The organism is Gordonia humi (assembly GCF_014197435.1).
Classification (GTDB): domain Bacteria; phylum Actinomycetota; class Actinomycetes; order Mycobacteriales; family Mycobacteriaceae; genus Gordonia; species Gordonia humi.
This window is the reverse complement of record NZ_JACIFP010000001.1, coordinates 3,417,025-3,441,243: the sequence shown is the minus strand read 5'-3', so window position 1 is coordinate 3,441,243 and position 24,219 is coordinate 3,417,025. Positions and strand designations below refer to the sequence as shown.

Genomic DNA, 24,219 nt, shown 5'->3' with positions numbered 1-24,219 from the left:
TAATCACCCCTTTGTAATTCAGTGACTACGGTTTCGTGTGTTGTCTGAGTGACGTACGGTGCAGAGGACACTTGTGGTGTGCGGGGGACGATTGTTGAGGGAGTGCACGGTTGATGCGAGCTGACACAGGCGCGCGCTGGGCTCGGCGCGGTAGCGTCGTCGGAGCGTTCGCGCTCGCGGGCCTACTCGCGGCGGGTCCGGCGGTGGCCGCGCCCAACTCTGCGAATCCGGTCGCGGCACTGATCAATCAGATCGCCGACGTCGATCAGAACCTCTCGAACCTGGCCGACGCGGTCGCCGCGAAGCAGGAGACGGTCAACAAGTCGCTCGTCGACTTCCAGAACGCCGTCGCGGCACGGCAGCTCGCGGTCCAGGCGAACCAGGGAGCCAAGACCTCGTTGGAGAAGGTCGGCGCCGAGGTCGAACGCGCGCAACGCGACTTCGACGCGTTCGTCCGGTCGGTGTATCGGCAGGGCGACAATCGTGGCGCGATGACGAAGTACGTCGCCTCCGACGACCCCGAGAAGGTCCTCGAGCAGATGACCGCCGTCGACCAGGTGACCCGCCAGCAGCAGGGGGTCATCCGTAAGCTGCAGGTGGCGCGCAACCAGCAGGCCAACCGTGTCGCGGCCACCGAGGTCACGAAACGGCAGACTCAGGCGGCCGCCGAGGACGCCTCCTCCCGACGCGACGCCGCCGTCACCGCCTACAAGGACGCGCAGAAGGCCGTCGCCGAACAGCAGACCGCGCGCGGCGAGTTGATCCGCCAGCGCGATTCGCTCGCCGAGAGACTCGCGAAACTGCGCGGTAAGCCCGCTGCGAAGAGCACCGAGACACAGCCGTCCACCCGACCCGGTGCGCCCGCACTGCCCACCGAGGTGACCGACACGCTCGGCAAGGCCGTCGACTCGATCCCGTCGAAGCCGGTCGCGGGCGACGACCTCGTCGCCCAGGCCGCCGAGGCCGCGGCCAAGCTCGCCGCCGACACCGGTCAGGCACTGCTGGCGAGTCTCATCGGCAACCAGCAGATCCCGCACTCGCAACTGCTCGACGAACTCGGCATCGGCGGAACCAATCCGTTCTCGCCGGGCGACGACAACACCTTCACCCGCATCGGCAACGGCTCTCTCGGCGACATGTTCGGCGGCACTCAGGGCCCGTCCGGCCCGGTCAACCCGGGACTGCGCGGACCGCAGGCGATCGAACTCGTCGTCAACCGGATGAAGTCGCAGCTCGGCGTGACCTACGCGTGGGGCGGCGGCGATGCGAACGGTCCCACGCTCGGCATCCGCGACGGCGGCGTCGCCGACAGCTACGGCGACTACCAGAAGGTCGGCTTCGACTGCTCCGGACTGATGATCTACGGCTTCGCCGGCGTCGGCATCGATCTGCCGCACTACACCGGATATCAGTACACGTCCGGTCCCCAGGTCCCGCTGTCGGAGATGCGCCGCGGGGACATGATCTTCTACGGGCCCAGCGCGAGCCAGCACGTCGCCCTGATCCTCGGCGACGGCACGATGATCGAAGCCCCGCAGTCGGGCGACGTGGTGAAGATCTCGCCGGTCCGGACCGCCGGTGCGATGCCGAACGTGGTGCGGCTGCTCTAGCCGGCGGATCTCACCTCTCCGACACACTCACCTCCCCGGCACACTCGCGGCATCCGACGACAGCCGCGGCGCTCCCGACGGCCGCGACTGTCGGTGGGTGCCGCGGATGCGTCCGCGGGCGGCGCCGCGACGATCCGCCGCGTCGGCGCGGTGAACGACGTCGGCGTGTCTGCGGCGGCGCGCATCGGGGCCGGACCGCTAGGGTGGTTGAGGTAGCACGACCATGTCGATCTTCAGGAGCGAACGCTTGACTTCAACGGACAGTCCGGACCTGGCACTCACCGCTGAGGACACCAAGATCCTCGAACGCGCGATGTACGAGGTCAAGCGCGTGATCGTCGGACAGGACAAACTCGTCGAACGCATCCTCGTCGGACTGCTCGCCAAGGGGCACATCCTCCTGGAGGGCGTCCCCGGTGTCGCGAAGACGCTGGCCGTCGAGACGTTCGCGACGGTGATCGGCGGGAGCTTCTCCCGCGTGCAGTTCACCCCCGACCTGGTGCCGACCGACCTCATCGGCACCCGCATCTACCGTCAGGGCCGCGAAGAGTTCGACACCGAGCTCGGCCCGGTGGTCGCGAACTTCCTGCTCGCCGACGAGATCAACCGCGCGCCGGCCAAGGTGCAGTCCGCGCTGCTCGAGGTGATGGCCGAACGGCACGTGTCCATCGGCGGCACCACCTACCCGATGCCCGAGCCGTTCCTGGTCATGGCGACCCAGAACCCGATCGAGAACGAAGGCGTGTACCCGCTGCCCGAGGCGCAGCGCGACCGCTTCCTGTTCAAGGTGGTCGTCGACTACCCGAGCGTCGAAGAAGAGCGTGAGATCGTCTACCGGATGGGCAACATTCCGCCGTCGGCGTCGCAGATCCTCGACCCCGAGACGACGATGCGCCTGCAGGCCAAGGCCGCGAACGTCTTCGTCCACCACGCCCTCGTCGACTACGTGGTCCGCGTCATCAACGCGACGCGTCGCCCGGCCGAGGCCGGTCTCCACGAGGTCGAGCAGTGGCTCGCCTACGGAGCCTCGCCGCGCGCGACCCTCGGCATCGTCGCCGCCGCACGCGCCCTCGCGCTCATCCACGGACGCGACTACGTGATCCCGCAGGACGTGGTCGAGGTGATCCCCGACGTACTGCGCCACCGCCTCGTGCTCAGCTACGACGCCATGGCCGACGAGGTGACCGCGGACGCGATCATCACCCGCATTCTGCAGACCGTCGGACTTCCGCAGGTCAGCGCGACGCCGGTCGCGCAGCCGGGACAGCCGCAGGCGCAGGCCCAGCCGCAGATGCCGCAGCAGGCACCCGCCGCACCGCCGCAGACGCCGCCGCAACAGGCTCCGCAGCAGACGCAGGCGGCATCGCCGGATCAGCAGGGTCATGCCGGTCGATAGCGGCCTCCCGTCGTTCCACGACGGCACCCTCAACGACCCGCAGCTGACCGCAGCGCTCAAGACTCTGGAACTCACGGTCCGTCGCAAGCTCGACGGAGTGCTCCAGGGCGAACATCTCGGTCTGATCCCGGGACCGGGATCCGAACCGGGCGAGGCGCGGCCCTACCAACCCGGCGACGACGTGCGTCGGATGGAATGGTCGGTCACCGCGCGGACCGGCACCCCGCATGTGCGCCAGATGATCGCCGACCGCGAGCTCGAGACGTGGTTCGTCGTCGACGCCTCGGCGAGCCTCGACTTCGGGTCCGGCGGACGCACCAAGCGCGACCTCGCCGTCGCCGCCTGCGCGGCGGTGGTGCACCTGACCGCGGGCGGCGGCAACAGGCACGGTGCGGTCATCGTGACCGGCGACAACATCGTCCGGATCCCCGCCCGATCGGGCGCCGCACACGACCGCGCCCTCCTCAAGGCGGTCGCGACCACGCAGCGGAGTGCGCCCGGTGTGCGCGGCGACCTGGACGCGGGCCTGGAGGCGCTGCGTCGCCCGTTGCGCCGACGCGGGCTGGCCGTCGTCGTCAGCGACTTCCTCGGTCCCCTCGACTGGACTCGATCACTGCGTGCCATCGGCGCCCACCACGAACTGCTCGGTGTCGAGGTGCTCGATCCACGCGACGTCGACATCCCCGAGGTCGGCGCGCTCACCCTGCGCGACGCCGAATCGGGTGAACTGCTCGACGTCGACGCCACCCCGGCCCTGCGCGCCGACTTCGCCGCCGCCGCGGCGGCACACCGGGAGCAGGTGTACAAGGCATTCCGCGGCAGCGGCGGCTCGGTGCTGCCGCTGCGGACCGACCGCGACTGGATCGCCGACACCGTGCGCTTCGTCGGACGGCGCCGCCGCGGACTGTCGGCGGGAGTCGGCCGATGAGCAACTGGTTCGCCCACCCCTGGTGGCTGCTGTCGATCCTGCTCGTCGTCGCCCTCGTCGGCGTGTACGTCTACGTCCTGCGGCGTCGGAAGGCGCGGGCGCTGGCGTTCTCGAACATGGATGTCCTCAAATCGGTGGCACCGGCCAAGGCCGACCGGTTCAAGCACGTGCCGTTCGCGATCCTCGCGGTGGGCGTCCTGTTGTTGACGATCGCGGCGGCGGGACCGATCGCCGAACGCGATGTGGCCCGCAACCGAGCGACGGTCGTCCTGGTGGTCGACGTCTCGCAGTCGATGAAGGCCACCGACGTCGAGCCGTCGCGCCTGCAGGCCGCACAGGCGTCGGGCAAGCGGTTCGCCGACGATCTGACCGACGGCATCAACCTCGGCCTGGTCTCGTTCGCGGGCACCGCGTCGACCCTCGTCTCGCCGACGCCGGATCACGATGCGACGAAGAAGGCGATGGACAACCTCCGCCTGGCCGAGAAGACCGCCACCGGAGAGGGCATCTTCGCCGGGCTGCAACTGATCCAGACGCTCAACGCGGCGCTCGGCGGCGACGCCGCGGCACCGCCCGCCCGCATCGTGCTCCTCTCGGACGGCAAGGAGACGGTCCCGGAGAATCCGGACGACCCGCGCGGCGCGTTCACCGCGGCGCGCAAGGCCGCCGAGAAGCACGTTCCGGTGTCGACGATCTCGTTCGGAACCATGCACGGCACCGTCGACATCGAGTCGCCGAGCGGCGGGGCCGAACGCGTCCCGGTGCCCGTCGACGACGACTCGTTGCACACCATCGCGAACCTGTCCAAGGGCGACTTCTTCACCGCGTCGAGCCTCGACGAGTTGAACAAGGTGTACGAGACGCTGCAGAAGCAGATCGGGTACGAACGTCAGCGCGGCGACAACTCGCGGCCGTGGCTGTTGGCGGGCACGTTCATCGTCCTGATCGGCGCGGCCGGCGCGCTCCTGCTCAACCGACGACTTCCCTGACACCGACATCGTGCGACGCGCTTTCGCGGTCGCCGTCCCGCTGAGATAGGTTGATCAACCATGGCAGAGACCTCACAGATCCCTGAGCAGACCTCGCGTTCGGTCCTGGTGACCGGCGGCAACCGCGGCATCGGACTCGCCACCGCACGCCGACTGTCCGCCGACGGCCACAAGGTCGCGGTGACCCACCGAGGCTCGGGCGCCCCCGACGGCCTGTTCGGCGTCCAGTGCGACGTGACCGACATGGCGTCGGTCGAGCGCGCCTTCGCCGAGGTCGCCGAGCACCAGGGACCGGTCGAGGTGCTCGTGGCCAACGCGGGCATCGACGACAACATGCTGCTGATGCGTCTGTCCGAGGAGAGCTTCGTGAAGGTGATCGACGCGAACCTCACCGGCGCCTTCCGGTGCGCCAAGGTCGCCACGAAGGGCATGCAGCGCGCCAAGTTCGGTCGCATGATCTTCCTCGGGTCGGTCGTGGGCACGTCGGGCGTCCCGGGCCAGACGAACTACGCGGCGTCGAAGGCCGGCCTGATCGGTCTGGCGCGGTCGATCGCCCGCGAGGTCGGCTCGCGCAACATCACCGCGAACGTCGTCGCCCCCGGCTTCATCGAGACCGACATGACCGCGGCGATGGAGGACCGTTACATCGAGATGGCCAAGCAGGCGATCCCGCTCGGCAAGACCGGCAAGGCCGAGGACGTCGCCGCGGCCATCAGCTTCCTCGCCTCCGATGCGGCGTCGTACATCACGGGCGCCGTGCTGCCCGTCGACGGTGGCATGGGCATGGGCCAGTGAGCCTGCCCGCGACGATCATTTCCCACTTCGAGCTAGGAGCACAGCAGTGACCGGCATTCTCGACGGCAAGACGATCCTCGTCACCGGCATCATCACCGACGCCTCCATCGCATTCCACACCGCGAAGGTCGCCCAGGAGCAGGGGGCGACGGTGATCATCACCGGCATCCCCGAGCGCCTGCGCCTGATCGACCGCATCGCCAAGCGTCTGCCGCAGGAGGTGCCGCCCGCCGTTCCGCTCGACGTGACCGACGAGGAGAGCCTCGGTGCGCTCGCCGACAAGGTCCGCGAACTCGCACCGCAGGGCATCGACGGCCTGGTGCACTCGATCGCCTTCGCCCCGAAGACCCTGATGGGGCCGGACGCGGTGCCGTTCCTCGAGGGCCCGGGACCCGACGTCGCGAAGTCGTTCGAGATCTCGGCGTGGAGCTACGCCTCGCTCGCGCGGGCCGCACTCCCGGTCATGAACGAGGGCGGCGCCATCGTCGGCATGGACTTCGACCCCCGCACCGCGCTGCCGGACTACAACTGGATGGGTGTGGCCAAGGCCGCGCTCGAGTCGGTGAACCGCTACGTGGCCCGCGAGGTCGGCGAGGCCAAGCGCATCCGCTCCAACCTCGTGGCCGCGGGCCCGATCAAGACACTCGCCGCCAAGGCGATCTCGGGGACCGCGACCGACGACGCCAAGAAGCTGAACATGCTCAACGAGTACTGGGACGGCGCGTCGCCGATCGGCTGGAACGTCGACGACCCCGGTGTGGTCGGCACCAGCGTGTGCACCCTGCTGTCGGACTTCCTGCCCGCCACCACCGGCTCGATCGTCTACGTCGACGGCGGCGCGAGCCACAACACCTGGTTCCCGGACGACTTCCTGGCCTGAGGTGGCTTCCGCTGGAGCACCGTTCGACGCGGTGCTGTTCCTCTCGTTCGGCGGCCCCGACAAGCCCGCCGACGTGCGTCCGTTCCTGGAGAACGTGACGCGCGGCCGGGGTGTGCCGCCCGAACGCCTCGACGACGTCGCGCAACACTACCTGCACTTCGGCGGGGTGTCGCCGATCAACCGACTCAACCTCGACATGATCGACGCCCTGCGCGCCGAACTCGACAGTCGGGGCCGCGACGGGCTGCCGATCTACTTCGGCAACCGCAACTGGCATCCGCTGGCCGGCGACACCCTCGCCGAGATGATCGCCGACGGACACCGTCGGATCCTGGTGTTCCCGACCTCCGCGTGGGGCGGATACTCGGGCTGCAGGCAATACCACGAGGACATCGAGAAGGCGCTGGGCTCCGTCGACGGTCTGCCGGCCGACGTGGTGCTCCGCAAGCTGCCGCAGTTCAGCGAGGAGACTGAGTTCCGAGGTGCCGTCGCCGACGCGGTCCGCGTCGGCCTGGCGCGTTTCGCCGACGGCCCGGTGCCGCGTCTGGTGTTCACCGCGCACTCGATCCCCGAGTCGGCCGATCGCGCGGCGGGACCCGCCGCCGACGGCGGTCGGCTCTACTCCCGCCAGGTGCGGGCGGCATCGGCCGCGGTCGCCGGACTGGTCGGCGTCGACGAGTTCGACGTGGTCTGGCAGTCGCGGTCGGGGCCGCCGCAGGTGCCATGGCTCGACCCCGACATCTGCGACCATCTGCGCGCTCTGCACGCCGACGGGGTGCAGCGGGTCGCGGTCTGCCCGATCGGCTTCGTCTCCGATCACCTCGAAGTGGTGTGGGACCTCGACTCGGAGGCCGCCGACCTCGCCGAGGAACTCGGCATGGACTACGTCCGGGTCGCCACGGCCGGTCCGTCTCGGCGTTTCGTCGCGCTCGTCGCCGACCTCGTCGAACGCTATGTCGACGGCGGGGGAGATCTCACCGCGATGGGCTGCGGCGACAACGGCGGGATCTGCCGCCCGGACTGCTGTGTCCCGGTGCGGCGGCCGGCCTCCACTCGCGTGTAGGCGGCGTTCACTCGCGTGTAGGCGGCCTACACCGCCGATAGTCCTTCACCGCCGATAGTCGACGATGCACGTGTTGATCGCGGCGGTGCGGGCCGCCCGGGTCAGCGACGCCAGCTCGCGCAGCCGTTCGTCGGCGACGTCGTGCTGCGCACCGGTCACCCCGAGCGTTCCCGACCCCGCCAGCGCCACGATCGCATCGATCTGCGCGGCACTGGCCAGGACCCGGTCGACGCGCGGATTGTCGTGCGGGGGGAGATCGATCCGGCGAGCCTCGGTGAGTGCGCCGAGAGCGTCCCGCAGGTCGGCGGGCGACGCCGCGCGCGCCCCGGACAGGCCCGCGATGATCTGCGCGGTCTCTCCGACGGCGTCGCGCAACTCGTACTCGAGTTCGCCGAGCGGCAGATCGGACGAGAGACGGTCCACGGCGATCGGCGTCTCCGACCGCAGCACCGTCCAGCGGCAGCGTTCGGGCGTGCCGCGCGGGATCAGCGCCAGCGCGTCGACGACGCCCTCCGCGCCGACCGGCCGCGGATCGAGCAGCAGCACCTCTCCGGCCGTCATCGCGGCCTGCGTCAACGCCCCGGGAGGCAGCCCCTGCGCGTCGCCGGGTGCGGGCATCCGCACCGCGAGATGGGCGTTCCGCGAGACGATGTCGAGTAGCGACAGCACATCGCCGCTCGTCTCGGCGGCGTCGACCTCGTGGACCTGTGCGAAGTCGCCGAGGGTGTGCAGGACGTCGTCGGGAGCGCAGCGTCCGGCGTCGCGGGCCGCCGCCCAGACGGCGAGCGACGCGGCGGGCCAGGCGCGCATGGTGGTGATCGGGGGAGTGCTCATCGCCTGACCACGATACTCGGACACCTCGTGCGGGGGTGCGCGGAGCGCCTGCGCGACGGGGCCGTCGGCGTGCCATAGGGTTGGCGACCGTGATGGACGATCGTTACGGCCGCGACGTGCTGGCCTCACCCCGCAAGACCAAGCCGAAGGCACCCGAGGTGGCGGCCGAGAAAGACCTCGTCGTCGAGGACGCGGCCACCGGATTCTGCGGTGCGGTGGTCGGCATGGAACGCAGCTACGCGGGCGATATGGTGCGTTTGGAGGACCGACGCGGTCGTGTCCGGGTGTTCCACATGTATCCGGCGGCGTTCCTCATCGACGGCAGGCCCGTGACGCTCGTCCGGCCGAAGGGCCGCGGACCGGTCGCGCAGGCACAGGCCCGGACGGCGTCGGGTTCGCGGGCCGCCCCGAAGCAGCGTGCTCGTACCGCCCGGGCGAGTCGGATCTTCGTCGAAGGCGTGCACGACGCGACGCTGCTGGAGCGGGTCTGGGGCGACGATCTGCGCGCCGAGGGCGTCGTCGTCGAGAGCCTCGACGGACTGGACAACCTGGACGCCGTCCTCGCCGAGTTCCAGCCCGCACCGCACCGTCGTGCCGGCGTGCTCGTCGACCATCTCGTGGCTGGGACGAAGGAGGCCAGGCTCACCGCGGAGGTCGGGGAGAACGTGCTGGTCTGCGGCCACCCCTACATCGACGTGTGGGAGGCGGTGAAGCCGGCGTCGGTCGGCATCACCGCGTGGCCCACGATCCCGATGGGGACCGACTGGAAGACCGGCATCTGCACCGAACTCGGGTGGGGCGCGCCCCGCGACGGCTGGCGACGGGTGCTCGCGGGTGTCTCGAGCTTCCGCGACATCGAGGTGCCGCTGCTCCGGAGCGTCGAGGAACTGATCGACTTCGTGACCGTCGGCCCGGGTGCTCCGTAGCCTGTTTCCCGTACTCCTGTCGCTCCCCGTGCGCCTATCTCTCCCCGCGAGCCTGTCTCTCCCCGTACGCCCGATCGCCGAGCATCGCGTCCAGGAACGCGATGAACGCGTCGGCGGCCTCCACGGAGACGAACTCGGCGATGTCCCGCGGATCACCGTCCGGATTGAGCAGTCCGAGGACCTCGCCGTCGGTGCTGGGCACCGCCCACAGACGTCGGGTTCCGGGGCCGGTGAGGCGCACGGCCGGATCGGGGTCGTCGACCACTTCGGTCGGCACCACCCATTCCACGCCGGGATGGTCGCCGTCCGGCGTGGACGCGATGCTGTCGCCGCCGATCCGCAGGTGTTCGGGCATGGTGACGAGGTGACCGATGAGGTCGGCGGTGCGGCGGGCCGACTCCTCGTCGTAGGCGAAGGCGACCGCGTCCCACTCGTCGGCGTCGGTGTAGATCAGCGCGTAGCGGCCGTCCTGGGCGGCCACCGCCAGCTGTGCACGCAGGCCGCCGGGCAGCGTCGCCGTCCAATGGCCGATGATCTGGATCTGGTTGCTCACGTTCGACGAGGGTACGCGGAGGGACGTCAGACGCCCAGGAGCCAACCGATTCCGGCGACGGCACACGCCCACATCACCGACGCGAACGTGCCGAGGATGAACTGTTCGCTGGCGCGGGGCGCGCGCAGTTCGGAGAAGCGGGCCAGGCTCTTGACCGCGAGGATCACCGCGAGTCCCGCCGGCCAGGCGAGTAACAGACACGCCGCGACGCTCGCCCGCTCGAGCACCCCGATGATGCGCCCGCCCCGCAGTGGAGTCTCACCGTCGCCGGGATCGTCGTGATTGTCCGCGCGCGTCGGGATCCCGCCCGCGGTGAGCACGAGCCGCACCACGCTGCTGCCGGTGAACGCGGCCACGGCGACGGCCAGCACCGCCGCGGTCGCATACTCGCCGCCGGTCAGCGGGTCGGCGCGCCAGGCGAGGACCGCCGCGGGGACCAGCAGCACGACGATGCCGATCGCGGTCGTCGCATCGGCGACGAGGACGGACCGGTCGGACACGGCCGGATCGGCCGCCATCCGCGACCGACGCCAGGCGCCCAGTGCCGCGGCGAGGACGGAGACGCCGAGGAGGATCGTCGCGATCATGATCGATCTCCGGCCTCGGCCAGCAGATAGGAGACGAGAGCCTCACCCGACGTCTGCACGTCCCAGCCCGCGGCCTGCAGGCGAGAGGACATGGCCTGCGGGGAGATGCCGAGCTCGCGGGCGGCCTGCGTCTGCGTGACACCGGTCCGCATGAGGGCCACCGCGTCGTGACCGGCCTCCGATCGGCCGGCGACGACGTCGACCAGGAGGGCGGCGGCGGTCTGGGCGTGCGTCGCGGCGGCAGAGTCGCCGACCACGCGGAGTCGTCTGCGATCGAGCTTGGCGGCCTCGACCGCCTCGCGGGCGGCCTCGAACGCCCGGCCCCGCCCGGCCCGCGTCGTCGCCGGCAGGGGGAGCTCCACGGGCCCGACACCGATGCCCACACTCCAGTTGCCGGAGGCGGCGAGGTCGACGGCGATCGGGGCGAGCTCGTCGGCGGAGTCGAATACGGCCTGCACCTCGTCGCCCGCCGTCCGATCGAACGGACGGACTGTGTGCGCGGACGCATAGCGCGCCAGGACCTCGGGAACGCGGTCGCGGTCGGTTCTGCTGCTGCGTTGATCGACGGTGACGACGAACATGCCCCTCCTCGTCAAGCGGAATACTTTGATTTATCTCAAATCAAGTCTAAAGGCTTGATTCTGTGGGAATCAAGGTTCAATCATTGACAGGCATTCGCGCGTCCACGATCAGTCCGATCAGTCCGATCGCGAAGAGTCCACCGGAGACGAAGATCATCGCCGGATGCGTCTCGCCCGTCAGCGCATCGGCGAGAAACACCACGGCGGCGGTGCCCGGGGCCGTTCCCACAACGGAGGCGATCAGATAGGGGACCGGTCGTACCGACGACAGCCCGGACAGGTAGTTCACCAGGGAGAACGGGCAGACCGGAATCAGTCGGAGCGACCCGACCGCGAGCCAGCCGCGCCGCGCGAGTCGGGCCTCGACCGTGGCGACGACGGGTTTGGCCAGCAGGGGCGCCACGCGGCGCCGACCCAGTCCGCGCGCCAGCGCGAAGGCGACGACGGCCGCGATCGTGGCCGCCACGATCGCTCCGGTGAATCCGAGAGCGGGTCCGAACAACACGCCGGAGGCCACTGTGAACGGGGTGCGGGGGATCGGTGCGATCGTCGCCACCGTGTAGACCGCGAAGAACGCCCAGGCGAACCAGGGGCCCAGATCGTCGGACCACTCACGAGCCAAGGCCACCGACGGCAACGGGACGAGGTAGGCGGCGAGGGCGACGATCACCACGACCACGAGGCCGATGAGGGCCCGCCGCACCGCCGTCGAGCGCTGGTCCTCCGCTTCGGGAGCCGCGATCGGGGCGGCGGTCTCGCCGTCGAGGGAGACTGCTTCTTCGACCAGGATCTTCCGGTCTCGTGTGTCACGGCGCATCGTGACTTATCTTACGGGGGCGGTCGCAGCGCGATGCTACGGCCGAGCGATCGATCGGTTAAGGTTCGAATGCATGTTTCTATTCGCGTATGACGGAAGGCTGCTGATCGATGACGGCAGGTGAGAATCCGGTGGACCCGAGCCTGGCACAGGCATACGACCGGTGGACGAAGGCGGCTGCGGGGGTGCTCGCCAAATCGGCGCGCACCACCCCGGAGGAGCTGCCAGAGCCCCCAGAGGCGATGCTCGCGACGCCCACCCGCGACGGTGTGACCGTCCGCCCGCTGTACACGCGGAAGGACGAGGTCGCCGAGCAGGGCGTCCCCGGCGAGTTTCCGTTCGTCCGCGGCGCCGACCCGGCACGCGACGTCACCCAGGGATGGCGGGTCACCGAGCGCTTCGGCGACCTCGCCGACGACGCCGATGCGGTCGCGATCAACGAGTCGATCCTCGAAGCCGCCGCGAATGGCACCAGCGGACTGTGGCTGGCGGTGGGGGCGAACCTCGCCGCCGACGATCTCGCGGTGGTCCTGCGGGGCGTCTACCTCGATCTGATGCCCGTCACCATCGACGGCGGGGCCGACGGCGCCGCCGCGGCCCGAGCGTTCCTGGACGTTCTGGCCGCCGCACCCGCGGCGCCGGAGCAGGCTCCGACGACGGCGGCGACCACGCACAGTCTCGGACTCTCCCCGTACACCGCGGCCTTCTCCGGCCGTGCGAGCGCATCGGCGGCGCAGGCCACCGAGCTCGCCGTCGCGGCACCGGCGGGCGTGCGCGCCTTCCGCGTCGACGGCACCGACTTCGCCCAGGCCGGCGCATCGAACGCCCAAGAGCTCGGCCTGATCGTGGCGGTCGCCCTCGCTCATGTGCGCGACGCCGTCGCCGCCGGACTGGACACCGCGGCCGCCCTGAACCAGGTGACGTTCGCCGTGTCCATCGCCGACGACCAGTTCGCGGGCATCGCCAAACTGCGCGCGCTGCGCACCCTGTGGTCCCGGGTCGCCGACGTCCTCGGTGCATCCGAGGCAGGCGCCGCGATCACTCACGCGGTGACCGATCTGGCGATGTTCAGCCAGCGCGACCCCTGGGTCAACATGCTCCGCAGCACCGTGGCCGCCTTCGGCGCCGGGGTCGGCGGCGCGGATCAGGTCACCGTGCACACCTTCGACGCCGCGATCCCCGTGGACCAGCGGACCTCGCGCTCGCCGTTCACTCGCCGCATCGCGCGCAACACCCAGCTGCTGCTGCTCGAGGAGTCGAACCTGGGTCGTGTCCTCGACCCGGCGGGCGGCTCCTGGTACGTGGAGTCGCTCACCAGTGATCTCGCGGCCGCCGCATGGACGGTGTTCACCGACGTCGAGCGTCAGGGCGGATACTCCGCGGCCCTGGACGGGGGCGCCGTCGCCTCGATCGTCGCCGAGTCGTTGGCCGCACGCGACGAGGCCGTCGCGCACCGCACCGCACCGGTGACCGGCGTCAGCGAGTTCCCGAACCTGGGCGAGCCGACCCGCTCCGAGGGATCGGCTCGGACCACCGACCTGCCGACCGCCTCGCCCGCACTGGCTCGTGTGGCACGCCGCTTCGAGGAACTCCGCGACCGCGCCGACGCCGCCGAGAACCGTCCGCAGATCCTCATGCTGCCGCTCGGCCCGGTCGCCGAACACAACGGCCGGACGACCTTCATCGCCAACCTGCTCGCCGCCGGCGGCATCGACGCGATCAACCCCGGTCCGCTGAGCCCGGCCGACGTCGCCGACGCCGTCGCGAACAATCCGCACGTCGTCGCCGTGCTGTGCGGCACCAAGGCCCGGTACGCCGACGACGGCGGAGCCGCTGCGGCGGCCGCCCGCGAGGCAGGCGTCGGTCGACTCCTCGTCGCGGGTCCCGAACGCGAGTGGACGGCCGACGAGCCCGTCGACGGACACCTGAAGGTCGGCATCGACGCCGTCGCGGTCCTGACCGACCTGCTCGAGGCCACCGCCCCTACCGCATCGACGGGAGTGTGACATGACAGACACGACGATTCCGAACTTCGCCGACGTCGAACTGACCGCGGCCGCCGCGGACGCGGGCAGCGGGGAGGCGTTGACCGACGCGCTCGCCGGCGCCCACGGCTACACCGCCGAACAGATCACCTGGAGCACCCCCGAGCAGATCGACGTGCGCCCGGTGTACACCCGGGCCGACCGCGACGCCGCGGCCGCCGACGGCGGTTACCCGCTCGACTCGATCCCGGGTGAGGCGCCGTTCATCCGCGGCCCGTACCCGACGATGTACGTCAACCAGCCGTGGACCATCCGCCAGTACGCCGGATTCTCCACCGCGGCCGAGTCGAACGCCTTCTACCGTCGCAACCTCGCGGCCGGTCAGAAGGGACTGTCCGTGGCCTTCGACCTCGCCACCCACCGCGGCTACGACTCCGATCACCCGCGCGTGGCGGGCGACGTCGGCATGGCCGGTGTGGCGATCGACTCGATCCTGGACATGCGTCAGCTGTTCGACGGCATCGACCTGGGCAACGTCTCGGTGTCGATGACCATGAACGGCGCCGTGCTGCCGATCCTGGCGCTGTACGTCGTGGCCGCCGAGGAGCAGGGCGTGCCGCCGGAGAAGCTGGCCGGAACGATTCAGAACGACATTCTGAAGGAGTTCATGGTCCGCAACACCTACATCTATCCGCCGACCCCGTCGATGCGGATCATCTCGGACATCTTCGCCTACACCAGCCAGAAGATGCCGAAGTTCAACTCCATCTCGATCTCCGGCTACCACATCCAGGAGGCCGGAGCGACGGCCGACCTGGAGCTGGCGTACACGCTCGCCGACGGCGTCGAGTACATCCGTGCCGGTCTCGAGGCGGGACTGGACATCGACAAGTTCGCGCCGCGACTGTCGTTCTTCTGGGGCATCGGCATGAACTTCTTCATGGAGGTCGCCAAGCTCCGCGCTGCGCGTCTGCTGTGGAGCGAACTGGTCGCGAAGTTCGAGCCCCGCAACGCCAAGAGCCTGTCGCTGCGCACCCACTCGCAGACCTCGGGCTGGTCGCTGACCGCACAGGACGTCTACAACAACGTCGCACGCACCTGCGTCGAGGCGATGGCGGCGACCCAGGGGCACACCCAGTCGCTGCACACCAACGCGCTCGACGAGGCGATCGCCCTGCCGACCGACTTCTCCGCGCGCATCGCCCGCAACACCCAGCTGCTCCTACAGCAGGAGTCGGGCACCACGCGACCGATCGACCCGTGGGCCGGTTCGAACTACGTCGAGTGGCTCACCCACCAGCTGGCGGAGAAGGCACGCGCCCACATCGAAGAGGTCGAGGCCGCGGGCGGCATGACCAAGGCGATCGAGGAGGGGCTGCCCAAGCTCCGGATCGAGGAGGCCGCGGCACGCACCCAGGCGCGCATCGACTCGGGTCGTCAGCCGCTGATCGGCGTCAACAAGTACCGGCCGGAGCAGGACGAGGAGATCGAGGTCCTCAAGGTCGAGAACTCTAAGGTCCGCGCCGAGCAGATCGCCAAACTCGAGAAGCTGCGCGCCGAGCGCGACCAGTCGGCGGTCGACGCCGCACTGGCCGACCTCACCCGGGCGGCGGCCGCGCCGGGCGGCAGCGACCTCGACGACAACCTGATGGCGCTGGCGATCAACGCCGCGCGCGCCGGTGCGACCGGCGGTGAGATCTCCGACGCTATGGAGAAGGTCTTCGGCCGCCACCAGGCCGAGATCAAGACGATCACCGGCGTCTACAAGAACGAGGCGGGAGAGGCTGTGTCGAACATCGACGACGCGCTGGCCGTGGTCGACGAGTTCGCCGAGGCCGAAGGCCGGCGTCCCCGCGTCCTGGTCGCGAAGATGGGTCAGGACGGCCACGACCGAGGCCAGAAGGTGATCGCCACGGCGTTCGCCGACCTCGGCTTCGACGTCGACGTGGGCCCGCTGTTCGCCACGCCCGAAGAGGTGGCGGCGCAGGCCGCCGACAACGACGTCCACGTGGTGGGCGTGTCGTCGCTGGCGGCGGGCCACCTCACGCTGGTGCCCGCACTCCGCGAGGCGCTGGCGGCCGTCGGCCGCGAGGACATCATGATCGTCGTGGGCGGTGTGATTCCTCCGGGCGACTTCGACGAGTTGTACGAGGCCGGTGCGGCGGCGATCTTCCCGCCGGGCACCGTCATCGCCGACTCGGCGGTCGAGTTGATCGGCAAGCTCGCCGATCAGCTGGACCTGGAACTGGCGTCTCGCAACAAGTGAGTCTGGAGATCCTATGAGTGCGGCCAACCGCCGCCCGATCGACGTCGACGCCCTGGCAGCCGGAGTGCTGGCGGGGCGTCGCGCCGATCTGGCCAAGGCGATCACCCTCGTCGAATCGACGCGTCCGGACCACCGGGAAGCGGCGCAGAAGCTGCTCCTGCAGGTGACCCCGCATGCCGGGAAGTCGTTCCGCGTCGGCATCACCGGCGTCCCGGGCGTCGGCAAGTCGACGACCATCGAGGCGCTCGGCATGTACCTGATCGCGCAGGGCCACCGGGTGGCCGTGCTGGCCGTCGACCCGTCGTCGACACGCACGCGCGGCTCGATCCTCGGCGACAAGACGCGGATGGGCGAGCTGTCGGCCGCCGCCGACGCCTACGTGCGTCCGTCGCCCACGTCGGGCACCCTCGGTGGCGTCACGAAGGCCACGTGCGAGACCATCGTGCTCGTCGAGGCCGCCGGATACGACGTGGTCCTGGTCGAGACCGTCGGCGTCGGGCAATCGGAGGTGAGCGTGGCCAACATGGTCGACACGTTCACCTTCCTCACCCTGGCCCGCACCGGCGACTCGCTCCAGGGCATCAAGAAGGGCGTCCTCGAGCTCGCCGAGATCGTCGTGGTCAACAAGGCCGACGGCAAGCATGTCAACGAGGCACGGGCGGCGGCTCGGGAACTGCGGAACGCACTGGGCTTCATCTATCCGCACGATGCGCTGTGGACTCCGCCGGTGCTCACCATGAGTGCGATGGAGAAGTCCGGCGTCGACCGCTTCTGGGAGTCGGTGACCGAACATCGCAGCGTGTTGACCGAGGCGGGGGAGTTCGCTCGCCGTCGTGCGCAGCAGCAGGTGGACTGGATGTGGACGATGGTCCGCGAGAACGTCCTGAACCGTCTGGAGGAGGCCCCCGGCGTGCGGGCGGTCCGCCGCGACGTCGAACAGGCCGTCCTGGACGGCTCGCTGACCCCGACGCTCGCCGCCGATCAGATCGTGGAGCAGGCCGGGTTCTAGGGCGTCGCCGCACGTCTCGGCCGCACGTCCCGGCCACACGGCCGGGACGTGCGGTCCGGATCGGTGCTCAGCGGACCTGGGCGCGCGAGCGCACCCGGCCGAGGACGCCGAGGATCACGACCGTGACCAGCACCAGCAGGAGCGTGTTGGCGGCGGCGCCGAACAGGTCGCCGCGGTCGGACTGGGTGAAGACCGTGACCGGGAGCGTCCGCCATGAGCCCGGGTAGACCATGATCGTGGCACCGAGCTCCCCCATGCACAGCGCGATCGACAGGCCGGCCGCCGCCGCGATCGACGGCGCCAGCAAGGGCAGTGTGACGGTCGTCAGGATCCGAAGCCGCGATGCGCCCAGCGATCCGGCGACCCGATCCAGATCGGGATCGAGCGATCTCGCCGCGGCCGACACCATCGAGAACGCGAACGACAGCACCAGCAGGGCCTGGACGAGGATCACGATGCTCGCGGTGCCGTTGAGGATCACCGGTGGACGAGAGAACGCGATCAGCACGGCCAGACCGATGACGACGGACGGTATCGCCACGGGGAGGTGATAGGCGGCGTCGAGCAGACCGCGCAGCCGCGGCGGGGCCTTCCGCACGGCGAGCGCGGCCCAGGTGCCGACGGCGACCGCGATCGCCGATGCGACGACCGCGGTCTGCACCGACACCGACACCGACTGCAGGTTCTCCGCGGACAGCACGGCGTTCGCGTGGTCGAGAGTGAAGTCGGACGGCAACACCGACGTCCACGAACCGGCGAACGCGGTGATCGCGGTGATGAGGATCGGCGCGATCACCAGCACGGCGACGACGACGGCGAACACCGTCCAGACGACGACGCGCGAGGTTCGGTCGCGAATCAGCATGTCAGCCTCCGGTGGTGTCGAAGCGGCGGACCACCGTGCGGTAGAGCAGGTAGGCGCCGAGGGACAGGAACAGTTGAACGGTCGCCAGGACGGCCGCGGTCGCGAAGTCGGAGCCCACGATCGACTTCGTGTAGATCAGGATCGGCAACGTCGTCACGCTCTTCGCACCGGTGAACAGGACGATGCCGAACTCGTTGAGGGTGAGCAGGAACGTCAACGACGCCGCGGCGGCGAGCGCGGGCCACACGGCGGGGGCGATCACGCGCATCGCGATGCGCAGGGGGCCCGCGCCGAGTGAGGACGCGACGTCGATCTGAGCGGTGGGGAACTGGCTGAACGCGGCCAGCAGCGGTCGGACGACGAACGGCGTGTAGAAGGCGACCTCGGCGAGCACGACTCCGGTCACCGAACTCATGAACGCCAGACGGTGGCCGGTGACGGCGGAGACGACGCCGACCGGGCCGAACATCACGCCGAGCGCGAGCGGGATCAGGAACGACGGCAGCGAGACGACGGCCTCGATGATGCGCACGATCACGCCGGCCCCCGGAAACGGGACGAACGACAGGACGAAGGCGATGAACGTGCCGACCACCACGCAGCCGATGGTCGACGCCACCGCGATCTCGACGGTCTGCCCGATCGCTCGGCGTACGGCGGGGTCGCCGAGCGCCGACGCCCAGGTCTGCGTCCCGACGTACCGGTCGTCGCGATCGGTGAACGATCGGGACACGGCGACGACGAGGGGGTAGCCGAGTGCGGCGGCCAGTACGACGAGAGGACCGAGGAGCAGGGCCAGGGTTCCGAGGCGGCCGGGGAGCCCGGTGCGCCGCGACGGCGGAGCGGGCCGGGACGCCCGTTCGGTGCGCGGTGGCGCGGCGACGGGCGTCATGCGCTCTTCTCCGCGGGCACCATGTGGACGTCGTGCGGCGCCACGTCGACGAAGAGCCTCTCGCCGGGCGGCGGCGCGTGTTGCAGGACCGGGACGTCCACGCCGAGCCGCTGGTCGGTCGCGACGACTCGTACCCTGACGTGCCGCGTCGATCCGCGCCACTGGACGTCGAGCACCTCGACCTCGAACCCGTTCGCCGGCTCCGCACCGGTGAACCGCCACGCCCACGGCCGCACCGCGAGTGCCAGATGCCTGCCGCGCGGCACACCGTCGACGCTGCGCGCGCGGATCGGGACGCCGCCGTGATCGAGGACGCCGACGCCGCCGGGCGCGATCTCGTCGACGGCGCGGACCGGGAGGATGTCTGCGCCGCCGAGGAAGGTCGCCGCGAACTCGCTGGGCGGGCGATGGAACAGGGTGTCGGCGGTGTCGATCGACTCCAGGCGTGCGTTGCGCATCAGCGCGATCCGGTCGGCGAGTGCGAGCGCCTCCGATTGATCGTGGGTGACGTGGACGATCGCGATGTCCGGGAGGTCACGCCGCAACTGTTGCAGTTCGACCAGCATCTCCTGTCGGAGCCTGGTGTCCAGAGCCGACAACGGCTCGTCGAGCAGGAGCAGATCGGGGCGACTCGCGAGGGCCCGCGCGATCGCCACCCGCTGCTGCTGTCCGCCGGACAGTTCGCGCGGGAGGCGGTCGGCGAATCCGAACATGCCGACCATGCGGAGCACCTCGTCGACGCGCGGTTTGACCTCCGATCGGGGAGTGCGTCGGGCGGTGAGCCCGAACGCGACGTTCCTGCGCACGGTCATATGAGGGAAGAGCGCATACTGCTGGACGACGAAACCGATGCCCCGGGCGGCGGGCGGGAATCGGGTGACGTCGCGGCCGTTGATCTCGACGGTCCCGGCGACCACGTTCTCGAATCCGGCGACGGCTTTGAGCGCGGTCGACTTCCCGGATCCGGACGGTCCGAGAAGCGCGAGCGTCTCGCCGCGGGCCACCTCGAACGAGCAGTCCGCCAGCGCGAGCGTGGAGCCGTACGCGACCGACACACCGGCCAGTCGCACGGCGGGAGCGGTCGAGGCACGGTCGCGCGCGGGGGCGGAGTCGGTCGTCCGACGCAGTCGACGCAGTCCGGTGCTCACTGGCCCGTCGCCTTCCCGTACGCCTCGACCAGGGCGTCGAACCGCTCGTTCACGTCGTTCCAGTCGGGCTGCCAGATCTGGGCTCCGTCGACGGCCGCCGTGATCGCGTCGGCGTTGGAACCGGTCGCGTGGACGTCGGTGCGCGCCGAGACTCCGAAGGCGTCGTCGGCCAGTGTCTTCTGCACGTCGACGGACATCAGGAAGTCGATGAGTTTCTGCGCGTTCGCGCCGTGGGGCGCGTCGGCGGCCTCGGCCATGGCGTAGGGGAGCGAGAGCGTCACCCGCTCGCCGTGCGGTCCCGTCGGGATGAACGTCTCGTATGCGGCCTTGTCGTTCTTGATCGCGGCCAGCGCCATCTGGACGTCGCTGTTGGCGACCGAGAGCTCGCCGGTGCCGACCTTGGGGCCGAGCTTGCCCGTCGACGCCGACGGTCCGACGTTGTTCGCCTGCAGCCGGGTCAGGTAGTCCAGGCCGCCCTGCTCGCCGTACAGATGCTGCACGAGCAGCATCAGGGCGGTGCCGTCGCCGGCCTGACCGGGTGTCGAGTACTGGATCCTCTGGGCGAAGCGCGGCGCGAGGAGATCGTCCCACGAGGTCGGTTCGGGGGACACTCGCGTGCCGCGGATCATCGTGAAGTAGTTGTCGGCGAGAGTGACGTAGTGGCCGTCGTCGGCCTTCGCCTCGGCGGGCAGCGCGTCGATCCCGGCGGGACGGGTGTCGCCGATGAGTCCCTTCTCATCGGCCTGCTGGATGAACGGGGGGAGCGTCACCAGGACGTCCATCTGCGGGTTGGACTTCTCCTTGTCGGCGCGGGAGACCACCTCGCCGGATCCGCCCTCGACGTAGTCCACCGAGATGCCGGTCTCGTCCTCGAACGCTTTGAACTGGGTCGTGAACCAGTCGCCGAGGCCGTCGGCGCTGTAGACGGTGACGGAGTCGGCGGACGACGATCCGCCGCCGGTGCCGCCGCATGCGGCGACGGCGGTCAGGGACAACGCCGCGGCGGTCGCGGCCGCGATGCGGAGGGGACGGACGGGCAGAGTGCGCTTGCGCATGGCTGATGGGGCCTTTCTGGGCATGGAGTGAGCGGAGGGGTGGATGAGTCAGGGGAGGTCGTCGGCGACGTGACGGGCGCCGAGTTCGAGGCCGACGGTCATGCCGACTCCGGTGGTGACCGAACAGGCGCGTACGCCGGGCGCGAGTTCGGCGGTGAGGTAGGGGCCGTCCGGCCGTGACGCGTACACGCCCTGCCACCGTTGGACGACGGTGAGGTCCACGCCGAGGACCGACGAGACCTCCCGGCGGATCAGGTCGGCGACGTCTTCGTCGAGGAACGGATCGACGGTCGGCTCCACGTGGTGGGAGTCGCCGATGAGCAGACCGCCGTCGGGTCGCTGGGTGAACATGATGTTCGTGTCGGCGGCCATCAGCTCCGGTCGGCGGGCGCGCAGCCGCTCGCCGAGCGCGGTCGCGGCGGCGGTCTGCGCGAAGGCCTCGTAGCGCAGCAGCGAGGTGCCGGTCAGCACGGCCGGATCGATGCGTATTCCGGGATCGGCGGTGAGCATCATCGACAGCGCGCAGCGGGCGACGCGGGCCTCGTCGGTCACCGACGGCGCCACGGTGTCGAGGTCGTGGCCGACGCAGACGTAGACGCGTCCGGCGCGGACGGCGCCGCGTGAGGTGCGGACCACGACGTCGGGGGTCTGCGTCTCGTCGACTCCGTGGTAGGCGGTGTTCCATCGGATCTCGACGCGGTCGCGCTCGGCGAGCCACGCGGCCAGCGTCGGCACGGCCGTCCGCGGATCGATCCGCAGATCGTCGAGCAGACGCGCTCCGCCGACGACGCCGTCGGCCGCGCCGCCGATCTCGTCGCGAACGTCCAGGGCGGTCAGCGGGCGCACCGAGCCGCGGGTCTGCGCGAGTTCGTCGAGAACGGCGAGTTCGTCGATGTGCCGCGCCACGGCGAGGCCCGCGCCGGTCCGCACGCCGATCCCGGAGCGCGATGCGACGTCGAGCCAGCGCTGTCGGCTGCCGAGCGCGAGGTCGCGGAGCGTCCCGGTCTGCGCGGTCGCGCAGACGTGGCCGAAGTTGCGGATCGACGCGCCGACCGGTCGCCGATCGCGGTCGATGATCGTGACGGACAGGCCCGCGTCGGCGGCGGCGAGGGCGTGGCCGAGACCGACGATCCCGGCGCCGACGACGAGGACGTCGCATTCTGTGGTGCTCATGGTGGACAGTTCACTCGGGGCGGATCCCCGTGGCAACACGAGATCGATAGTTGTATGTACAAGTTGGATTCTTGTTAAACCAGGTAGATCGTTGTTCATCTACGGTTCGCTCGGGAAGCGCTCGATATGCCGATTCATTTGTATACTCAAGTCTGTGACCGTGCCCATACATCGACGTCTCACCGACGAGTTCCGATCCCGGATCGCCTCCGGACGGTGGCCCGAGGGGTCCCGTGCACCGAGCGAGGCCGAACTGTGCAAAGAGTTCAGCGTCTCCCGCGGCCCTGTTCGACAGGCGATCGCGGCGCTGCGCGCCGACGGACTGCTCGTCGGCGGTCAGGGACGGCCTTCGCTGGTCCGCAGATCCGCGCCGATCCACGAGGCGAGTGTCCTCGGATCGCTGACCGCGTGGGCCGTCGCTCAGGGACGCACGCCCGGGCAGCGCACCGTTCTGCAGTCGAGGCATGCCGCCGACGCCGATCTCGCCGATCGGCTCGACGTCGAGGTCGGCGACCCGGTGCTGACCATCGTTCGCGCCCGCACCCTCGACGGCGAGCCCGCCCTGCTGGAGACGATGTCGTTCGTCTGGGATGTCGGACGTGTCCTGATGGAGTTCGACCCCGACTCGGGGTCGATCAACCGTTTCATGCTCGATCAGGGCATCGACCTGTACAGCTCGACCCATCACGTCGACGCGGTCGCCGCGACCGTGCAGGACCGCGAGCATCTCGGGGTCGACGAGGGGACCCCGATGATGCGGGTGCGACGGACCACCGAGGACTCGACTGGTCGCGTCATCGAATGCGCGACAGACCGGTACGTGCCGGGACAGTGCGCGATCAGCATCACGAACCGTCTGACCGCCGCCGGCGGTCGGTCTCAGATCCGGCTCGCATGAGTCGTTCACCACAGGGAGAGCAGTGACCGGAATGATAAGACTGGCAGCCTTCGACATCGCGGGCACCACCGTCGACGACGGCGGCGCCGTGTACGACGCGCTACGGCGTTGCGTCGAGGAGCTGGGGGCGGGCGTCGCCGACGCCGACCTGGCGCAGTGGATGGGCACCGACAAGGTGACCGCGATCGAGAACCTCGCGCGGCTGGGCGGCGTCGACGTCGACCGCGCCGCGGCGCTCACCGCGTTCGCGCGCTTCCAGGAGATCCTCGCCGACGAGTACCGCAGCCGGCCGCCGCGGCCGATCCCGGGCACCGAGGAGCTCTTCGCCCGACTCCGTGCCGCGGGCGTCGAAGTGGCGTTGACGACCGGGTTCGACCGAACCGTCGTCGACCCGCTCCTTCGCTCTCTCGGCTGGAGCGAGCGGGAGGGGGCGGGCGTGGTGCTCGACGCGGTGATCACCACGGACGACGTGCCCGCCGGCCGACCCGCTCCGTACATGATCTTCCGCGCGATGGAGGCGACGGGCGTCGTCGACACCGCGGCCGTTCTCGCCGCGGGCGACACCGCGGTCGACGTCCGGGCCGCCCGCAACGCGGGGGCCGTCTCGGTCGGTGTGCTGACCGGCCAGACGCCCGCGTCGACGCTGGCGGACAACGGCGCCGACCACGTGCTCGCATCGGTCGTCGAGATCGCCTCCCTGCCGGGCGTCCTCGACTGACGGACGGAGGCATCCGCCGCCGGGCGCGGATGCCTCCGCGTCTACGACCTGGACAGATGAAGAATCCCCGAAGCGCTCGCTCCGGGGATCTCTCGAGTGTCCGAGGGGGGACTTGAACCCCCACGTCCGTTAATAGGACACTAGCACCTCAAGCTAGCGCGTCTGCCATTCCGCCACTCGGACTCGATCAGTATTCAGTTGCCGCGCGGGCCGTTTCGCTCGTGCCCGTAAACAATAACCATGCTTGCCCC

23 protein-coding genes and 1 tRNA gene are annotated in these 24,219 nt (G+C 70.1%); 13 read left to right on the top strand and 11 right to left on the bottom strand.

Annotated elements, in window-relative coordinates:
• Positions 1–113 precede the first annotated feature (113 nt).
• The 7 genes from BKA16_RS15800 to BKA16_RS15770 all read left to right on the top strand — a co-directional run bounded on the left by BKA16_RS15800 (position 114) and on the right by BKA16_RS15770 (position 7,661).
• Positions 114–1,610 (top strand): NlpC/P60 family protein, encoded by a 1,497-nt coding sequence (locus BKA16_RS15800; RefSeq protein ID WP_183371585.1) that lies wholly within the window; start codon positions 114–116, stop codon positions 1,608–1,610.
• 313 nt (positions 1,611–1,923) lie between these two features.
• Positions 1,924–3,006 carry an AAA family ATPase gene (locus tag BKA16_RS15795; RefSeq protein ID WP_246372376.1) on the top strand — a complete coding sequence of 361 codons (1,083 nt, stop codon included), beginning with the start codon at positions 1,924–1,926 and terminating at the stop codon, positions 3,004–3,006.
• Positions 2,993–3,934 (top strand): DUF58 domain-containing protein, encoded by a 942-nt coding sequence (locus BKA16_RS15790; protein ID WP_183371583.1) that lies wholly within the window; start codon positions 2,993–2,995, stop codon positions 3,932–3,934. The genes BKA16_RS15795 and BKA16_RS15790 overlap by 14 nt, the downstream gene beginning before the upstream one ends.
• Positions 3,931–4,923 carry a VWA domain-containing protein gene (locus BKA16_RS15785; protein WP_183371582.1) on the top strand — a complete coding sequence of 331 codons (993 nt, stop codon included), beginning with the start codon at positions 3,931–3,933 and terminating at the stop codon, positions 4,921–4,923. Before BKA16_RS15790 ends, BKA16_RS15785 begins: the two co-directional genes overlap by 4 nt.
• Before the next feature lie 60 nt (positions 4,924–4,983).
• Positions 4,984–5,718, top strand: coding sequence for a 3-oxoacyl-ACP reductase FabG1 (fabG1, locus tag BKA16_RS15780; RefSeq protein WP_183371581.1), 735 nt, complete (start codon positions 4,984–4,986; stop codon positions 5,716–5,718).
• 46 nt (positions 5,719–5,764) lie between these two features.
• Positions 5,765–6,598: an NADH-dependent enoyl-ACP reductase InhA gene (gene inhA / locus BKA16_RS15775; RefSeq protein ID WP_183371580.1), complete on the top strand. Its 834-nt coding sequence runs from the start codon at positions 5,765–5,767 to the stop codon at positions 6,596–6,598.
• Position 6,599: 1 nt separating this feature from the next.
• Positions 6,600–7,661: a ferrochelatase gene (locus BKA16_RS15770; RefSeq protein WP_183371579.1), complete on the top strand. Its 1,062-nt coding sequence runs from the start codon at positions 6,600–6,602 to the stop codon at positions 7,659–7,661.
• A gap of 45 nt (positions 7,662–7,706) precedes the next feature.
• Here BKA16_RS15770 and BKA16_RS15765 read toward each other — a convergent pair whose 3' ends face one another.
• Positions 7,707–8,495, bottom strand: coding sequence for a serine/threonine protein kinase (locus BKA16_RS15765; protein WP_183371578.1), 789 nt, complete (start codon positions 8,493–8,495; stop codon positions 7,707–7,709).
• 92 nt (positions 8,496–8,587) lie between these two features.
• On the opposite strand from BKA16_RS15765, the gene BKA16_RS15760 reads away from it, so the two are divergent.
• Positions 8,588–9,421 carry a DUF3097 domain-containing protein gene (locus tag BKA16_RS15760; RefSeq protein ID WP_183373111.1) on the top strand — a complete coding sequence of 278 codons (834 nt, stop codon included), beginning with the start codon at positions 8,588–8,590 and terminating at the stop codon, positions 9,419–9,421.
• A 34-nt stretch (positions 9,422–9,455) separates the two neighbouring features.
• On the opposite strand, the gene BKA16_RS15755 is transcribed toward BKA16_RS15760, so the two are convergent.
• The 4 genes from BKA16_RS15755 to BKA16_RS15740 all read right to left on the bottom strand — a co-directional run bounded on the left by BKA16_RS15755 (position 9,456) and on the right by BKA16_RS15740 (position 11,959).
• Positions 9,456–9,974, bottom strand: coding sequence for a hypothetical protein (locus BKA16_RS15755; RefSeq protein ID WP_343067457.1), 519 nt, complete (start codon positions 9,972–9,974; stop codon positions 9,456–9,458).
• Between the two features lie 26 nt (positions 9,975–10,000).
• Positions 10,001–10,561: a hypothetical protein gene (locus tag BKA16_RS15750; protein ID WP_183371577.1), complete on the bottom strand. Its 561-nt coding sequence runs from the start codon at positions 10,559–10,561 to the stop codon at positions 10,001–10,003.
• Complete coding sequence (locus tag BKA16_RS15745; RefSeq protein ID WP_183371576.1) at positions 10,558–11,142, bottom strand: hypothetical protein; 585 nt, start codon at positions 11,140–11,142, stop codon at positions 10,558–10,560. Before BKA16_RS15745 ends, BKA16_RS15750 begins: the two co-directional genes overlap by 4 nt.
• A gap of 76 nt (positions 11,143–11,218) precedes the next feature.
• Positions 11,219–11,959: a TVP38/TMEM64 family protein gene (locus BKA16_RS15740; RefSeq protein WP_183371575.1), complete on the bottom strand. Its 741-nt coding sequence runs from the start codon at positions 11,957–11,959 to the stop codon at positions 11,219–11,221.
• 110 nt (positions 11,960–12,069) lie between these two features.
• Between BKA16_RS15740 and BKA16_RS15735 the strand changes: the two genes are divergently transcribed.
• From BKA16_RS15735 to meaB, 3 genes are read left to right on the top strand one after another with little or no spacing between them, the layout of a single operon-like run.
• On the top strand, positions 12,070–13,965 hold the full coding sequence (locus tag BKA16_RS15735; RefSeq protein WP_183371574.1) for a methylmalonyl-CoA mutase family protein: 1,896 nt from the start codon (positions 12,070–12,072) through the stop codon (positions 13,963–13,965).
• A 1-nt stretch (position 13,966) separates the two neighbouring features.
• Positions 13,967–16,210, top strand: a complete 2,244-nt coding sequence (gene scpA, locus BKA16_RS15730; RefSeq protein ID WP_183371573.1) for a methylmalonyl-CoA mutase — start codon at positions 13,967–13,969, stop codon at positions 16,208–16,210.
• Positions 16,211–16,223: 13 nt separating this feature from the next.
• Positions 16,224–17,219 (top strand): methylmalonyl Co-A mutase-associated GTPase MeaB, encoded by a 996-nt coding sequence (meaB, locus tag BKA16_RS15725; RefSeq protein ID WP_183371572.1) that lies wholly within the window; start codon positions 16,224–16,226, stop codon positions 17,217–17,219.
• Positions 17,220–17,286: 67 nt separating this feature from the next.
• Here the strand turns inward: meaB and BKA16_RS15720 are convergent, their stop codons facing one another.
• From BKA16_RS15720 to BKA16_RS15700, 5 genes are all read right to left on the bottom strand, one after another.
• Positions 17,287–18,084: an ABC transporter permease gene (locus BKA16_RS15720; protein WP_183371571.1), complete on the bottom strand. Its 798-nt coding sequence runs from the start codon at positions 18,082–18,084 to the stop codon at positions 17,287–17,289.
• A gap of 1 nt (position 18,085) precedes the next feature.
• Positions 18,086–18,976: a 2-aminoethylphosphonate ABC transporter permease subunit gene (locus BKA16_RS15715; RefSeq protein ID WP_183371570.1), complete on the bottom strand. Its 891-nt coding sequence runs from the start codon at positions 18,974–18,976 to the stop codon at positions 18,086–18,088.
• On the bottom strand, positions 18,973–20,124 hold the full coding sequence (locus BKA16_RS15710; RefSeq protein WP_183371569.1) for an ABC transporter ATP-binding protein: 1,152 nt from the start codon (positions 20,122–20,124) through the stop codon (positions 18,973–18,975). The genes BKA16_RS15715 and BKA16_RS15710 overlap by 4 nt, the downstream gene beginning before the upstream one ends.
• Entirely contained in the window at positions 20,121–21,164 is a 1,044-nt protein-coding gene (locus BKA16_RS15705) for a 2-aminoethylphosphonate ABC transporter substrate-binding protein (protein ID WP_183373109.1), read from the bottom strand. The genes BKA16_RS15710 and BKA16_RS15705 overlap by 4 nt, the downstream gene beginning before the upstream one ends.
• Before the next feature lie 63 nt (positions 21,165–21,227).
• Positions 21,228–22,352, bottom strand: coding sequence for a TIGR03364 family FAD-dependent oxidoreductase (locus BKA16_RS15700; protein ID WP_183371568.1), 1,125 nt, complete (start codon positions 22,350–22,352; stop codon positions 21,228–21,230).
• A 154-nt stretch (positions 22,353–22,506) separates the two neighbouring features.
• On the opposite strand from BKA16_RS15700, the gene BKA16_RS15695 reads away from it, so the two are divergent.
• Positions 22,507–23,250: a GntR family transcriptional regulator gene (locus BKA16_RS15695; protein ID WP_343067455.1), complete on the top strand. Its 744-nt coding sequence runs from the start codon at positions 22,507–22,509 to the stop codon at positions 23,248–23,250.
• Positions 23,251–23,281: 31 nt separating this feature from the next.
• The gene (locus BKA16_RS15690) at positions 23,282–23,968 is read left to right on the top strand and encodes a phosphonatase-like hydrolase (RefSeq protein ID WP_183373108.1); all 687 of its coding nucleotides are present in this window, start codon (positions 23,282–23,284) and stop codon (positions 23,966–23,968) included.
• Positions 23,969–24,065: 97 nt separating this feature from the next.
• Here BKA16_RS15690 and BKA16_RS15685 read toward each other — a convergent pair.
• Positions 24,066–24,151: transfer RNA gene (locus BKA16_RS15685), tRNA-Leu, on the bottom strand.
• Positions 24,152–24,219 lie beyond the last annotated feature (68 nt).